Source organism: Mesorhizobium sp. WSM3873, from assembly GCF_001672445.1.
GTDB lineage: Bacteria > Pseudomonadota > Alphaproteobacteria > Rhizobiales > Rhizobiaceae > Mesorhizobium.
Genome location: NZ_LYTM01000045.1, coordinates 96,767 through 111,434, shown reverse-complemented (window position 1 = coordinate 111,434; position 14,668 = coordinate 96,767). Strand labels below are relative to the sequence as shown.

The following is a 14,668-nucleotide window of genomic DNA, read 5'->3' as shown; positions in this document are numbered from 1 at the left end:
AACGGGAGCAGAAAGCTATCAGAACGCCGGCAGTTCCGGCCGCGCGGCCAGCGCATCCCTGACGATCTTTTCCACCGCCTTCCGGCGCTCGCCCGACAGCGGCTGGCGCGGCATGCGGACGCGGTCATTGGTACCGATCGCCAGCACTTCGGCAAGCTTGATGTTTTGGACCAGGTAGGTCGAGACATCGAGGTCGAGCAGTGGCCTGAACCAGCGGTAAATCTTCAGCGCTTCCTCGCGGCGGCCTTTTCTCATCAGCTGGGAGATGGCGACGGTCTCACGCGGGAAGGCCGTGACAAGGCCCGCCACCCAGCCGATGGCGCCGACCGACAGCGCCTCGAAGGCGAGGTTGTCGACGCCGGTGAAGAGGTCGTAGCGGTCGCCGAGGCGATTGATGATCTCGGTCGAGCGGCGGATGTCGTCCGACGATTCCTTGATCGCGACGAAGCGCTTGTCGGACGCCAGCTCCTCCATCAGGTCGACAGTGACGTCGACGCGATAGGCGAGCCGGTTGGAGTAGATCATGACAGGCAGGTCGCCGGCCTCCGCGACGGCGCGAAGTGCGGCGACCGTCTCTTCGGCATTGGTGTGGTAGATCGGGCTCGGCACCACCATCAGGCCGTTGGCGCCTTCCTTGGCTGCGCGGCGTGCGATGCTTGCCGCCTCGCGGGTGCCGGGTTCGTTGACCGTCAGAAGCACCGGCTTTGTCCCGGCGACCTTCTGCGCCGTTTTCAAGACTTCGATCTTCTCGTCATGCGACAGCATTGGCCCTTCGCCGAGCGAACCGCAGACGATGATGCCGTCGCAGCCGGCCTCCATCTGCAAGGAGAAGCAACGCTCCATCTCGGCATGATCCAGGCGGTCGTCGGTGGTGAACTTGGTCGTGACTGCAGGGAAAACTCCGGCCCACATGGCTATCTCTCCATCTGATATATCAGCGGTATATTTATTAAGACGCGGGCTGTCAATGCTGAATCCGCTATGATATATGAAAAATATATCAGGAGCTGCCCATTGATATCCGCATTGATATCCAACGACACGAGCGCAGCCTTCGAGCCGGTTGCGACCAGGGCCTATCGTGTGCTGGAGCACATGATCGTCACTCTTGAACTGGCGCCTTCAAGCTTCGTCACCGAAGGCGGGCTGATCGAGCGGCTCGGCTTCGGCCGTACCCCGGTGCGCGAGGCGATCCAGAGGCTGGCCTGGGAAGGCTTACTCGACGTCAGACCACGCGCCGGCATCGCGGTCGCTCCGCTCCACCCCGGCGACTGGCTGCGCGTTATCGATGCCAGGCGCGGCATCGAGGTAGTGCTTGCCCGCTCGGCCGCCCGCTTCGTCACCCGCGAGGCGGCCGACCTGTTTCACGAGGCAGCCCTTGCCATGCAGAAGGCAGTGATCTCAGGCAACGTGCTTTCCTTCATTCAGGCCGACAAGCAACTTGACGAGGCGCTGGCGATCGCCGCCGACAATCCATTCGCGGCGCGCGTGGCGGCGCCCTTGCAGACCCACAGCCGGCGCTTCTGGTTCCGCTACAAGGCGGATACCGGACTCGCCGAATCGGCCGAGCACCACGTCGCGCTGATCCGCTCGATCCTCGACGGCGACGAGGAAGCCGCCGCCAAGGACGCCAAGAAATTGATGGCGCTGCTGCGCCACCACGCCGAGGCGGCCGCGACGCGCTGACCGGAGCGGTTCCGGCTTAACTGAACTGTCCGGTTACGCAGTTCACCCGCCCGGGTGCCGGACCGCGGTGGCCAGCGTGTCCTCCCATCCCTCGCCCGCCGCCAGGATGCAACTCTGGCCCTTAACGTCGGTCATCAGGATGGTCCAGGTTCCGCTCGCCGACACAAACACCTCGAAGATGGCGACGTCTCCACCCACGCCGTAGCCCAGCCGCTTCTCTTCGAACGTCTCTGCCAGCCCCGCGACCAGATCGTCATGACCCCCGCAGAGGACTTGCGCCTGCACCGGGACTGCCGGCAAAGCCATGACGGCGCCGGCGACTGCCGCCTTCACCACTCGGAACGAAAATCTGCGTGCCATGGGCACCTCCTTCGCCGTGGCATTCCGGCAAAAGAGGCACATTCGGCCGCCTCAGTGTGCCGGAACGCTCCAGGCCGGACTCGACGTCGCCATCACGTCACTCCTTCTGGTTTCCGGTCTGTCGCAGGGAGATTTATCACTCCCTGCATTCGATATGGTGAAGCTGCGCCCGGTAGACAAGCGGGCGTTGATGCGGGCGCCGGCGCGGCTTCACTGAACGAGCCGTGGCGCCAGTGAGTGTTAGGCTCCCGGCACGGCTGCCGTGATCGTCGGGCTGTCCCAGCCTTCGCCAACGGACAGAATGCAGCTCTGCCCCTTGGTATCGGAGGCAAGAACGGTCCAACTGCCTTGGTCGGAGACAAAGATCTCGAGCACGACGTTCGGATTGATCAGCCCGCGCCCTGCCTCGCTTTCGTGGAACTTGTCGCCGAGCGCCTTGATGATGTCGGCGCGTGGTGCGCATTGTGCCGCCGCATTGGCCTGGCCGACCGACAGCGCTGCCGCCGCAAGGCACATCGTCGCCATAAGAAATCGTGTCATCCGACACCTCCTCGCGCCAGACGAGAACCCCGGCTGCCACCGGCGCTGTTTGATTGGCCTGCACGCATGGCAGGAATACAGCCTAAGGCGAATGGCGGCCTGTTGGTTCCATCACACGGCGATGGAATCATTAGGAGGTGCGGATGCAGCCTCGACGTGTCTCGTCTGAAATCATGCATCTGAAGTTGCAAGCGACGACCGGGCGAGACGACAAGCTACGCCAAATATCGATGAGGTGAAGGACAACCAGCCTCCTCTGCAAGGCCCCAAACAGAAAGCGCGGGTGCAAACCGCGCTTTCTCACGAGGCTCTCGAAAAACCGTCCGGTCAGTTCATCGTCGGGATGACGAACTCGGCGCCGTCCTTGATGCCTGCCGCGCGCCCGCAGCCGCAACGCGGCAAGGACGCGCGACCGAAAAACCGTCCGGTCAGTTCATCGTCGGGATGACGAATTCGGCGCCGTCCTTGATGCCTGCCGCGCGCCCGCAGCCGCAACACGGCGAGGACGCGCAACCAAAAAACCGTCCGGTCAGTTCATCGTCGGGATGACGAACTCGGCGCCGTCCTTGATGCCGGACGGCCAGCGCGAGGTGACCGTCTTGGTCTTGGTGTAGAAGCGGAACGCGTCCGGGCCGTGCTGGTTGAGGTCGCCGAAGGACGACGCCTTCCAGCCGCCGAAGGTGTAGTAGGCGATCGGCACCGGGATCGGCACGTTGACGCCGACCATGCCGACCTGGACCCTGGAAGCAAAGTCACGCGCGGCGTCGCCGTCGCGGGTGAAGATGGCAACGCCGTTGCCCATCTCGTGGTCGTTGGCGAGATTGATGGCGTTCTCATAGGTCGGCGCGCGCACCACCGAAAGCACCGGCCCGAAGATCTCTTCCTTGTAGATGCGCATCTGCGGCGTCACGTTGTCGAACAGGCAGCCGCCCATGTAGTAGCCATCCTCGTAGCCCTGCATCTTGAAGCCGCGGCCATCGACGACCAGCTTGGCGCCTTCCTTGACACCGATATCGACATAACCCTTGACGCGTTCCAGGGCTTGGCGTGTCACCAGCGGGCCGAAATCGGCCGAGGAGTCGGTCGACGGACCGACCTTCAGGCTTTCGACGCGCGGCACCAGCTTTTCCATCAGCCGGTTCGCGGTGTCGTTGCCGACTGGCACGGCCACCGAGATCGCCATGCAGCGCTCGCCGGCCGAGCCGTAGCCGGCGCCGACCAGCGCGTCGACCGTCTGGTCCATGTCGGCGTCGGGCATGATGATCATGTGGTTCTTGGCGCCGCCGAAGCATTGCACGCGTTTTCCCGCCGCGCAGCCGCGCGCATAGATGTACTGCGCAATCGGCGTTGACCCGACGAAGCCGACGGCTTTGATGTCCGGATCGTCGAGGATGGCGTCGACCACTTCCTTGTCGCCGTTGACCACGTTCAGCACGCCTTCCGGCAGGCCGGCCTCGATGAACAGCTCGGCGATGCGGATCGGCACGCCAGGGTCGCGCTCCGAAGGCTTCAGGATGAAGGCGTTGCCGCAGGCGATCGCCGGCGCGATCTTCCACAGCGGGATCATCGCCGGGAAGTTGAACGGCGTGATGCCGGCGACGACGCCGAGCGGCTGGCGCATCGAATAGGTGTCGATGCCCGGACCGGCGCCGTCGGTGAACTCGCCCTTCATCATATGCGGCGCGCCGATGCAGACCTCGACCACTTCGAGGCCACGCTGGATGTCGCCGCGCGCGTCGGCGATGGTCTTGCCATGCTCGCGCGCCAGGATGTCGGCCAGCTCGTCATAGTCGCGCTGGACCAGTTCGAGAAACTTCATCAGCACGCGCACGCGGCGCTGCGGGTTGGTGGCGCCCCACTTGATCTGCGCGGCCTTGGCGTTCTCGACCGCGGCGCGCAGTTCCTGCGCTGAGGCCAGCGCCACCGTTGCGCGCACCGAGCCGTCCATCGGCTGCATGACGTCCTGCTTGCGGCCGCTGGTGCCGGCGACACGCTTGCCGCCAATGAAATGACCGTACTCGATCATGGGTTCTCTCCCTGTTTTGGTGATGAGGCATTGTCCGCCTTTGCGGCGGCAATGGCAACGCGAGCTAGAACGCAACCGTTGTGCGCGAAATAGACAGCGTCCGGAAGCTGTGCATTAAATGCCGCAAATAGCAGATTGCTGAAAAGGCCGCAGCTTGCGTTCCTTCACACCCCCCTCTGGCCGACCGGCCATCGCCCCCGCAAGGGAGGAGGTTAAGCTCTCATTTTTGCTTTCGCCAATAGCCAACGTCGCAACAAAAGAGCCGGCGACGGAACCGCTGATCTCCCCCCTTGTGGGGGAGATGTCCGGCAGGACAGAGGGGGGCGCGAAGGAACGCGGCTTTGATCGCTGTCACCAAGGTCATCCCCATGAACTGGGATGATGTCCGCATCTTCCTCGCCGTGGCTCGCGCCGGCCAGATCCTCGGCGCGGCAAAACGTCTGGAGCTCAACCACGCCACCGTCTCGCGACGGCTCGCGGCGCTCGAGGAAGCGCTGCGGACGAAACTCTTCCGTCGCCTGACCACCGGCAGCGAGCTGACGCCGGCCGGCGAGCGCTTCCTCGACATCGCCGAGCGCATGGAGAGCGACATGATCGCCGCGCGCTCGACCATCGCCGGCGAGGGCGACGACGTCTCCGGAACGGTGCGCATCGGCGCTCCCGACGGTTTCGGTGTCGCCTTCCTCGCCAAGCGTTTGGGCGAGCTGACGGCGCTCCACCGCGAGCTCACCATCCAGCTGGTGCCGGTGCCGCGCTCCTTCTCCCTGTCGCGGCGCGAGGCCGACATCGCGATTACCGTGGAGCGGCCGACCGAGGGCCGGTTGGTGGCGGGAAAGCTGGTCGACTATACGCTCGGCCTGTTCGCCTCCCGCACCTATGCGGAAGCCAACGGCCTGCCGAAGACAGCAGCCGAGCTCGATCGGCACACGCTGATCGGCTATGTGCCCGACCTCATCGTCAGCCCTTCGCTCGACTATGCCGCGGAGTTCAGCCCGGACTGGCGCACCAGCTTCGCCATCTCGTCAGCACTTGGTCAGGCGGAGGCGGTGCGCTCGGGCGCCGGCATCGGCATCCTGCATACCTTCGTCGCCCGCTCGATGCCGGAGCTGGTGCCGGTAGACATCGTCGCGCCCATCCGCCGCGCCTACTGGTTGGTCTATCACGAATCGGTGAGGCCGCTGCGCCGGGTCCAGCTCGTCGCCAATTTCATCACCAGGGCGGTGGAGCGGGAAAAAGGGTTGTTCGTGTGATGCCGTCCAAAAAGGCCGATCCGCTTTGGAACCGCCATTGAGGCGCATCGAGGACGAAAGAATTCACAACCTCGTCGGCCTCAGCCGCGAACGCCGCCCACATCCCGGCCGGCTTCGTCGGCGCTGTTGCCCATCAGCCCGCAGGTGACGAAACCATAGTGGCCCTCGCGTATCGAAATCGCGATCCTGGCGTGGCCGTAGAAGCCGACTTCGCCGTCGCCGAGGTGGAAATCCATGTCAGCCATCCGCACGGGATAGCCGTCCGGGAATCGCGCCAGCCGGTCGTTGCTGGAACTGCCCGAAGCGCAGGCGGAGCCGACCCGCCTTGCGCTTGCCACAAAATCGGCCAGTGTGGCACCAGTGCTTCGCCATGCCATGGCAGGCGAGGGGAATCTTGGAAGCCGGCGCAGACATGCGAGCCATTCTTGCCATCCTGCCGCTGCTTTGCCTCTCCGGCTGCGCCAATCCGTGGGCCAGGGTTCCCGAAGCTGAACTGCCGAAGCCGATCCGCTATGCGATGGCCCGCCCCTCGCCTTTCGTCTTCGGCAATTATTGCGGTCCCGGAACGCGTACCGGCGATCTCTCGGCCACCCCGGTCGACCGGCTCGATGCCGCCTGCCGGATCCACGATGCCTGCTATATCGCCCGCCACAATCATTGCGATTGCGACGGCGCGCTGATCGCTTCGGCAAGGACGATCCGCGGCGACAAGACGGCGCCAAGGAAGATGCGCGGCGAGGCCGAGCTCTTGATAGCCACCTTCGCGCTTCCGGTCTGCAAGGTCTTTCCGCAGGGCTTCATGCCGCCGCGCGACCCCGCCCAGCTCAAGGTCATGAACGGGGCGACCGGGTGAGACCGGGAGCCGTCGTGACAAGGCTGCTGCTTGGCCTGGCGCTGACCGCGCTCGCCGGATGCGCCGGCATGCCGGGCCGTTCCGCCTGCGCCTTCTTTCCGGGAGACGAAGCCTGCGCGCGTCCGCCCATCTCGGCGGATCGAAGCGGCGCCGAGATCGCCAGCGCCCGCTACTTCGCGGACAATGGCAATGCCGCCTATGAAAAGCGATTCGAGGCGTTGCTGGCCCAAAGCCGAATCGATGCGCTCGACCGCACCAACGGCACCGGCCGCTTCGGCCGTGACTGGCGCGACGTCCACAGTGATCGTTTCCAGGCAACTTATCCGGCGCTGCAACGGTTGGCGAAGCCGCTCGACGGCACTGAGCAGCCGCTCGCACCAGGCAAACCGGGCGAAGGCTATTTCACCGGTCGCTGGCGCATGTCGCGCCAGACGCTTTATCTCGACGCCGCCGCCAGGCCGTCCGCACCCAAGACCTTCAGCTTCTCCGGTCTGCAGGCGCGCTCGGTCGAGATCGTGCTCCGCCAGGCCGGCCGACAGCCTGTCGTGATCGGCGGCAGCTGCGACGGACCGCTGGCGCTGCGCGTCTCGGGCCGGTCGCGCACAATTGCCAAAGGTGCCGCGTTCCATCTCAGCCTGCCGGCGGCCGAGACATCTGCCAGCCTGTTTCCGAGCGAAGCGCTCACCCGCTGCGACCTCACCGTCAGCTCCAGCCTCGCGCCGTCCGGCGCGAAGCTGACCATCCTGCGCGAGGAGGCCGCCGACCCATGGATCACGGCACTCGACAGCCGCTATGATCGTTGTCCGGTGCCAGATCCTGCCGGGCTCGAAGCGCTCGACCGCGCCTTTTATGTCGGTCGCTGGCTGTCGCAGACCTGCGCGCTGCCGCTCGGGTCGCCGACCCTGCTGCGCAAATCGCGCGACGGCTTCAACGCCAAGGTCGAGGCGCTGCTCGGCAAGAAACTGCCCGACAGCGCCTTCGACAAGGCCGATCCCGAACTGCCGCTCGATTTCTCCAACGCGCCGAGACTGAAGCTGATCTACCTGTCGTCGCTGGAGTTCAAGGCCGACTTCTCCGGCCGCATCATGGAGCGGCTGATCCGCCATCACGCGGCGCTCGGCACCAAGGTACGCATCCTGGTCACCGACGTGCTGGAGCGCGACAAGGACGACGCCCTGCTGCATCGGCTGGCGGCGGAGTTTCCCAATGTCCAATTGCAGGAATATCGCTGGCAGGCCGATCACGGCGCGCCGATCGACGAGCAGCTCTCACAGCTGCACAAGACCCATCACATCAAGATGCTGGCGACCCTGGCCGAGGAACCCGGCCGCTCGCGCGTCATCATCGGCGGCCGCAACATCCATGACGGGTTCCTGTTTCACAGGCCGATCGACCTGTCGCGCTACCCTCAGCTGCAGCAATACGGCAAGACCGACGGCTTCTCGCTCAACTACTATTCCAACTGGAGCGACTTCGACATCGAGATCGCCGACCCGGCGACGGTCGAAACGCTGGCCGCGCATTTCTCGACCGTCTGGCTGCGCGATGCCGACACCAACCTGTCACGGCCGTTTTCCATTCCGGTCCGTTCCGGTGGCCATCCGCAAGGCGTGGTGCGGCACTTCATTTCCGTGCCTTACGCGGACGGGCATGCACTGGAAAACTACTTCGTCGAACTGATCGACACCGCCGAGCACCGCATCGAGATCGTCAACCCTTATCTCAACCTGACGCCCAGTCTCGCGAGAGCGTTCGATCGGGCGCTGGCCCGCGGCGTCAAGATCGACGTCGTTGGGCGCATCGATCTCAAGGGCGACATAGGCGGCCGCTTCCTCACCGCGCTCAACAAGCTGTTCGTGGAGAAATATGGCGACCGCATCAGCATCCGCGAATTCAAGGCGCCCGACGTGGTGCTGCATTCCAAGATCATGATGATCGATCAGCGCCTGGTGACAATCTCCTCGGTCAACCTCAACAATCGCAGCTTCGTCCACGACTCGGAAAACGGCATGATGGTGCTCGATCCGGCCTTCTACCGCCGCATGAAGTCGGTCTATGACGACTATCTCGCCCATTCGCAGCCGGTCGCCACCAATGTCACGATCGGCTGGGCTTACCGGCTGCTGTTCAGCAATGGGTGGGTGAAACAGGCCTTTTAAATCAAGCCTTGATGTAGCGGTCCGGGCTGAGGTCGAGCGCGTTGATCTCCGGCACCCGGTTGGAAATGATATCGGCAAGCACTTTCGCCGAGCCGCAGGCCATGGTCCAGCCCAGCGTGCCGTGGCCGGTGTTGAGATAGAGGTTGGACAATTCGCTGCGCCCGACCAGCGGCGGCCCGTCCGGCGTCATCGGCCGCAAGCCGCACCAGAAACTCGCCGCCTTGAGATCGCCGCCGCCCGGAAACAAGTCGCCGACGGAGTGCTCAAGCGTGCGGCGGCGCGATTCATGCAGGCGAAGGTCGAAGCCCGAAATCTCCGCGGTGCCGCCGACGCGGATGCGGTCGCCGAGCCTGGTGATCGCCACCTTGTAAGTCTCGTCCATGATGGTCGATACCGGCGCCGCCGCCGCGTCCGTGATCGGCACCGTGATGGAATAGCCCTTGACCGGATAGACGGGGATCGGCCGTTTCATCTTGCGCATGAAGGGAGCCGAATAGCTGCCAAGCGCCATCACATAGGCGTCCGCCGTTCGCCAGCCCTTGTCGGTGCCGACCTGGACGACGCGGTTCCGGTTCCTGACGACGCGCCGGATGCTCGTGCCGTATTCGAAGGCGACGCCGCGCGCCACGCAAAGCTCGGCCAGCTTGTCGGTGAACATCTTGCAGTCGCCGGTCTCGTCGCCGGGCAGCCTCAGCCCGCCGACGAATTTTTCCCGTACACCGGCCAGCGCCGGCTCGGCCGCGATGCAGCCGTTCCGGTCGAGGAGCTCGTAGGGAACGCCGTATTTTTTCAGCACCTCGACATCGCCGCCGGTACCGTCGAGCTGCTTCTGCCTGCGGAAGAGCTGCAGCGTGCCCTTGGCTCGCTCGTCATAGCTGATGCCGATCGTAGCGCGAAGCGCCTTCAGCGTGTCGCGGCTGTACTCGGCCAAGGGCACCATGCGCGACTTGTTCAGCGCATAGCGCTCGGCCGTGCAGTTGCGCAGCATCTTCAAGAGCCATGTCCACATATGCGGATCGAAGGCTGGCCGCACCACCAGCGGTCCGTATTTCATCAACAGCCATTTGACGGCTTTCACGGGGATGCCGGGCCCGGCCCATGGCGAGGCATAGCCCGGCGACACTTCGCCGGCATTGGCGAAGCTGGTCTCCAGCGCCGGTCCCTGCTGCCGGTCGATCACCGTAACTTCATGGCCGGCCTCGACAAGGAAGTAGGCGGTGGTGATCCCGATCACGCCGCCGCCCAGCACCAGGACTTTCATTCTATGCTCCCTCAAACCGATCATGCCGCCGAAGGGCCGGGATCGTCGCCTTCTGTCTGCCGGATTTTGCCGCCCCCGCCAAGGGGCCAACGATCGCCTGCGGCGCTGTACACCAGCCTCGGGCCAAGGGGTCGCTGTGCGGCAGTCCGAGCCGCCTGGTGCTTGGCCTCCGGCTGGTAGGCCACATCCTCGAGAAGGATGCGCTCGCGGCTGCCGTCGGGGCGCTCGGCCACTACCGACTGGCCCGCCCTCATGCCGAGCAGGCAGAGGCCGCGCCAGGTGCCGAGCGGCAGGCCGAATCCGACAGGAGCGGAGGCGTCGCCCAGCATCAACGTCCTCGTCTCCGGGGTTCCGTCGTTGATCCGGAAGACTACCCGGCTGTTCAGTGTGGCGATGTCGGGCTCGACCATGCCGACCGGGATGATGTTGCTCTCGGCGAGCTTGCGTTCGAGCATCGGCACGATCGCGTCGGCAGAGGCGCGCCGGCGCATCAGCATCGCTTCGAGAACCGCGAGATCCTTCGGCGTGAGGCGATAGATGATCCTGGTCATGGCGCTCTCCGCGACACGGATTGCTCGACCGCGTGGATGGTCGCCGAAAGCACCCGGCCGTCGCGGCTTCGCCAGGAGACTGTGCGGCCGGCACGCGCGCCGATCAGCGCGGTTCCGAGCGGCGTCAGCACCGAGATGCGTTTTTCGGCGATGTCGGCCTCGGCGGGATAGACCAGCGTGACGCGCTGAACGCTTCCTTCCCCGTCGTGAAGCGTCACCGTCGTGCCCATCCGCACGACATCCGCTGGCATCGCCGCTTCGGCGGCGATCCGCGCGCGGTCCATCTCGGCGAGCAGGTCCTCGGCCATCTCGGGCGTCCGCTCGAGAAAGGCTCTGGCAAGGCCGCTGAGCCGGTCGTGGTCCGCGTCGCTGACGACGATCGTGTTTCGTGAACGCGATTGGGTTGTGGCATTCATGGCAAACCTCCTGGATTTGCACGTCGACGAACCGACGCGCGCTGCAGCCCGCTCAAAGGCGGCGACGAAGAGCCGACAGCCGCGAAAGGCTGGCTGGCTCGATGACGATGTCAGGAATTCAAATGCCCCGGCTCGGCGGTCGCCAACACGACCGCGCCGGGGCTACGCTCCCGCGATGGGGCAAACCCTGAAAAAGGTTCTGCTATGGGCGAGGTTGCTCATGCCTCGACCCTTGCCGAGATACACCGGCTTGTCAAGCAAGCCGCCCCTTTCACCCGCCGATGTAGCGGCGGTGAAAGCGCGCACCCAGGCTGGCCAGCACCTCGTAGCCGATGGTTCCGGCATGCGCGGCCGCGTCGTCGAGGCTTTGCGACGGCCCGATGAGCTCGACGAGGTCGCCCTCGCCCAGTTGATCGACCGGAAGCGCTGAAATGTCGAGGACAATGGAATCCATCGATACCCGCCCGACGAAAGGCAGCCGCACGCCCTCGAGCCAGGCGGCCGAGGCGGCGCGCCGGTGCCAGCCATCAGCATAGCCGAGCGAGATTGTCGCCAGCCTGAGCGGTCCGCGCGCCTGATGGGTATGGCCGTAGCCGATGCCGGCGCCGTCATCGACGTTGCGCGTCTGAGCCACCTTCGCCTGCAGCCGCACCACCGGCAGCATCGGGTTCGCCTCGCCCGGCGTCGGATTGATGCCGTAGAGCGCCGCGCCCGGCCGCGCGAGGTCGTGGTGGTAGGCCGATCCGAGAAAGATGCCGGACGAATTGGCAAGCGAGGCCGGCGCCTTGGGCAGCATCCCGCGCAGCCGCTCAAACGCGAGCCGCTGCGCTTCGTTGGCAGGATTGAGCGGCTCGTCGGCGCAGGCGAGATGGCTCATCACCAGGCGGATGTCGATGCCGCCGAAAGCATCCGCCGCGAGCGCCTCGACGTCAGCCGGCGGCATGCCGAGCCGTGACATGCCGCTGTCGACCTGAACAGCGGCCGGCAGCTTTCGGCCGGCGGCAAGCGCCGCTTCACGCCACGCTCTCAACTGAGCGGTGCTGTTGATGACAGGATGAAGCCCAGTCGCGATCGCTTCCGGCTCGGAGCCCGGCGGCAGGCCGTTGAGCACAAAGATCTCATGTCCGGGTCCAAGCGCCTTGCGCAGCGCGATGCCCTCGCCGAGCAGCGCGACGAAGAAGATCTCGCAGCCTTCCTTCATCAGCGCCGATGCCACGCGCGCCGCGCCGAGGCCATAGCCGTCGGCCTTGAGCACGCCGGCGCAGCGCACGCCCGCCAGCCGCGCCTTCAGCCGCCGGTAGTTCTCGCGGATGGCGCCAAGATCGATGGTCAGGATCGCGCCGGCTGCAGTTTCGCCGGACATAAAGCCGCCGGTGGCGGTCGTTTGCGGCAAAGACGTTTTGGTGCCGGTCATCGGGGCAATTGCGTCGGACAAAAACGGGTCACACTTGTTGCGGAGCTGCGTGCTTCTCGACGCCGCCAAAGTGCGCTTGTCGCGCGTCGTTCATGTTTGCCTCTTTGCCTGCGGCGCATCTGCATCAACAAAGCATGATCTCGACTACGGTGCCAACCTCTTCGCTAACCGAACTTAGTTGGAAGCACGCCTGCCAACGCCTAGCGAGCAAGATCCTGGAACGCGGCCACCACCTGCTCGTAGACCTTGCGCTTGAACGGCACGATCAGGTCGGGCAGCTCCCGCATCGGCCGCCACGCCCATTGATCGAACTCGGCCTTGTGGCCGCCGGGCGGCGGATTGATCTCAATCTCGCTCTCGTCGCCCTCGAAGCGGTAGGCGAACCATTTCTGCGTTTGGCCGCGATAGCGGCCCTTGAAGGCGACGCCGACCAGATGCGGCGGCAGGTCGTAATTGATCCAGTGCGGCGCTTCGGCAAGCAGCGACACGCTGCGCATACCGGTCTCCTCGTAAAGCTCCCGCTCCGCCGCCGGGAGCGGCTCCTCGCCCTCGTCGATGCCGCCCTGCGGCATCTGCCAGAGTTTCGTGGTGCCGGAGAATTCGCTGTCCGGCTCGGCGATGCGATGACCGACCCAGACCAGCCCGGCCGGGTTGAGGATCATCAGCCCGACGCAGGGGCGATAGGGCAGCGTTTCAGGATCGATCTTTTTGGCCATCGTTGAGATTTCCAGCCGTTTTGCAGATGCATTCAGGCGAAAGGGTCGGCGTTAGCCTTTTTGCGGATCGATCGCCACCGCCGAAATCGGCACGATCTCGATGCCGCGCTTCTTCGCTTCTGCCACCCAGGACGCAACCGTGTCCACGGTGATATCGAAGGCCGAGCCGATGCCGACGGCGCTGCCCTTGGCGCGTGCCGTCGCCTCGAGGCTGTCCAGCTTCTTGAGGATTTCGCCGCGGTCCTGCACAGCATCGATCGCCATGTCGCCGGCGACGAAAGGAACGCCATCCTTCAGCGCGAGGTCGGGCGCCAGGCTTCGCGCGGAGGAGCCGTCGTCGACATAGGCAAGGCCGCGCTTGCCGAGCTCGGCCATGAACGGTCCCATCGCGTTTGCATCAGCCGAGAAACGCGCGCCCATATAGTTCATGACGCCGGTATAGTTGGTAGTCCTCGACAGCGCCCAGTGCAGGCTCTTCAGGTTCTCGTCCGGACTCGCATCGACCGTCAGCGTGTTGCGTCCCGGATTGACGCCCGGATAATCGAACGGCTCGAGCGGTATCTGCATGACGATCTCATGTCCGCTCTGGCGCGCCGCCTTCATCCAGCGGTCGATGCTGTTGCCCTGCGGCGCGAAAGCCAGCGTCACCTCGGCGGGCAATTTGGCGATCGCGGCCTGCGTGCCGGTCTGGGAGACGGCGAGCCCGCCGATGACGATAGCCACGCGCGCGCCGCGCGCTCCGGACCAGGGCCGCGCATAGACGTCGAACGGTCGCCGGCCATCGGCGGAGCGCACCGGCAGCGGGCCGCTGTCGCTCGCCTCGATCAGCGTCCTGTCGGGAATATGCGCGACCTTGAGATTCTGGCTGAGTGTGGAAGGATCGCGGATGACGATACCGGCCTTCGGCGGACCATCGCCCTCTTCAGACTCGACATGGATGATTTGCGGGCCATCGCTCTTCATCGGCGTGCTCGCATTGGGCTTCGCCGCCGCCACCTCGGCCGGTGCCGGCGTCGGCGCCGGTGCCGGCGCGGGAGCCGGCGCCACGATTACCTTCGGCGTCGAAACGGCCGTCTCTTGCGGTTTGCGGAAGGGTTTTTCACGCAACGCGATCGCACCGGAAATGCCCACTACAGTGAGGACGGCGACCGCCGCGCCAAGCGTGCCGGCGCCGAAGGTGCGCGAGGCAGGGCGCTCTGGCCGGAGCGTCTGTCCGAGCGGGCGTTCGATGTCCTTGCCGATGTCAGCCAAGCCGCATCCCCAGGCCCGTGACGCGGCTGATCGGATCAGCGCAGCTGATCGAATCGTCAGCGCTCACGCGCAAATTCAAAACCTTAGGCGACGCAGCGCCCGTTGCCGAACCACCCTGTCCGCGAATCAAACTGCCGGAACCTCGCGGTCCCGGCAGCATTGCATCGCTTCGGTCGGCCGGCCAG

General features: G+C 65.2%; 16 protein-coding genes. 4 read left to right on the top strand and 12 right to left on the bottom strand.

Annotated elements, in window-relative coordinates; all coding sequences use genetic code 11:
• Positions 1-18: 18 nt before the first annotated feature.
• On the bottom strand, positions 19-912 hold the full coding sequence (locus A9K71_RS23455; RefSeq protein ID WP_067001660.1) for a dihydrodipicolinate synthase family protein: 894 nt from the start codon (positions 910-912) through the stop codon (positions 19-21).
• A gap of 114 nt (positions 913-1,026) precedes the next feature.
• Here A9K71_RS23455 and A9K71_RS23450 point away from each other — a divergent pair, with 114 nt between their 5' ends.
• Positions 1,027-1,686, top strand: coding sequence for a GntR family transcriptional regulator (locus A9K71_RS23450; protein WP_067001657.1), 660 nt, complete (start codon positions 1,027-1,029; stop codon positions 1,684-1,686).
• A 42-nt stretch (positions 1,687-1,728) separates the two neighbouring features.
• Here the strand turns inward: A9K71_RS23450 and A9K71_RS23445 are convergent, their stop codons facing one another.
• From A9K71_RS23445 to A9K71_RS23425, 4 genes are all read right to left on the bottom strand, one after another.
• Positions 1,729-2,046, bottom strand: coding sequence for a hypothetical protein (locus tag A9K71_RS23445; protein ID WP_067001654.1), 318 nt, complete (start codon positions 2,044-2,046; stop codon positions 1,729-1,731).
• 240 nt (positions 2,047-2,286) lie between these two features.
• Positions 2,287-2,586, bottom strand: coding sequence for a hypothetical protein (locus tag A9K71_RS23435; protein WP_067001648.1), 300 nt, complete (start codon positions 2,584-2,586; stop codon positions 2,287-2,289).
• Between the two features lie 327 nt (positions 2,587-2,913).
• Entirely contained in the window at positions 2,914-3,099 is a 186-nt protein-coding gene (locus tag A9K71_RS23430; RefSeq protein WP_067001645.1) for a hypothetical protein, read from the bottom strand.
• Between the two features lie 16 nt (positions 3,100-3,115).
• Positions 3,116-4,612: a CoA-acylating methylmalonate-semialdehyde dehydrogenase gene (locus A9K71_RS23425; protein ID WP_067001642.1), complete on the bottom strand. Its 1,497-nt coding sequence runs from the start codon at positions 4,610-4,612 to the stop codon at positions 3,116-3,118.
• A 368-nt stretch (positions 4,613-4,980) separates the two neighbouring features.
• Between A9K71_RS23425 and A9K71_RS23420 the strand changes: the two genes are divergently transcribed.
• Entirely contained in the window at positions 4,981-5,862 is an 882-nt protein-coding gene (locus A9K71_RS23420; protein ID WP_067002181.1) for a LysR family transcriptional regulator, read from the top strand.
• Between the two features lie 80 nt (positions 5,863-5,942).
• Here A9K71_RS23420 and A9K71_RS31765 read toward each other — a convergent pair whose 3' ends face one another.
• A complete protein-coding gene (locus A9K71_RS31765; RefSeq protein ID WP_156752754.1) occupies positions 5,943-6,098 on the bottom strand; it encodes a hypothetical protein in 156 nt (51 codons plus the stop codon).
• A 176-nt stretch (positions 6,099-6,274) separates the two neighbouring features.
• Here A9K71_RS31765 and A9K71_RS23410 point away from each other — a divergent pair, with 176 nt between their 5' ends.
• Positions 6,275-6,715 carry a hypothetical protein gene (locus tag A9K71_RS23410; protein ID WP_067002179.1) on the top strand — a complete coding sequence of 147 codons (441 nt, stop codon included), beginning with the start codon at positions 6,275-6,277 and terminating at the stop codon, positions 6,713-6,715.
• Positions 6,716-6,783: 68 nt separating this feature from the next.
• Positions 6,784-8,874 (top strand): phosphatidylserine/phosphatidylglycerophosphate/cardiolipin synthase family protein, encoded by a 2,091-nt coding sequence (locus A9K71_RS23405; RefSeq protein ID WP_082980679.1) that lies wholly within the window; start codon positions 6,784-6,786, stop codon positions 8,872-8,874.
• Between the two features lies 1 nt (position 8,875).
• Here A9K71_RS23405 and A9K71_RS23400 read toward each other — a convergent pair whose 3' ends face one another.
• From A9K71_RS23400 to A9K71_RS23375, 6 genes are all read right to left on the bottom strand, one after another.
• Entirely contained in the window at positions 8,876-10,135 is a 1,260-nt protein-coding gene (locus A9K71_RS23400) for a D-amino acid dehydrogenase (protein ID WP_067001632.1), read from the bottom strand.
• A gap of 20 nt (positions 10,136-10,155) precedes the next feature.
• Positions 10,156-10,686 carry a hypothetical protein gene (locus A9K71_RS23395; RefSeq protein ID WP_067001627.1) on the bottom strand — a complete coding sequence of 177 codons (531 nt, stop codon included), beginning with the start codon at positions 10,684-10,686 and terminating at the stop codon, positions 10,156-10,158.
• On the bottom strand, positions 10,683-11,102 hold the full coding sequence (gene rnk / locus A9K71_RS23390; RefSeq protein WP_067001623.1) for a nucleoside diphosphate kinase regulator: 420 nt from the start codon (positions 11,100-11,102) through the stop codon (positions 10,683-10,685). The genes A9K71_RS23395 and rnk overlap by 4 nt, the downstream gene beginning before the upstream one ends.
• A 271-nt stretch (positions 11,103-11,373) precedes the next feature.
• Positions 11,374-12,465 carry an alanine racemase gene (alr, locus tag A9K71_RS23385; RefSeq protein ID WP_156752757.1) on the bottom strand — a complete coding sequence of 364 codons (1,092 nt, stop codon included), beginning with the start codon at positions 12,463-12,465 and terminating at the stop codon, positions 11,374-11,376.
• Between the two features lie 251 nt (positions 12,466-12,716).
• Entirely contained in the window at positions 12,717-13,232 is a 516-nt protein-coding gene (locus A9K71_RS23380) for an RNA pyrophosphohydrolase (RefSeq protein ID WP_067001616.1), read from the bottom strand.
• Between the two features lie 51 nt (positions 13,233-13,283).
• Entirely contained in the window at positions 13,284-14,483 is a 1,200-nt protein-coding gene (locus A9K71_RS23375) for a divergent polysaccharide deacetylase family protein (protein ID WP_067001613.1), read from the bottom strand.
• Between the last annotated feature and the right edge of the window lie 185 nt (positions 14,484-14,668).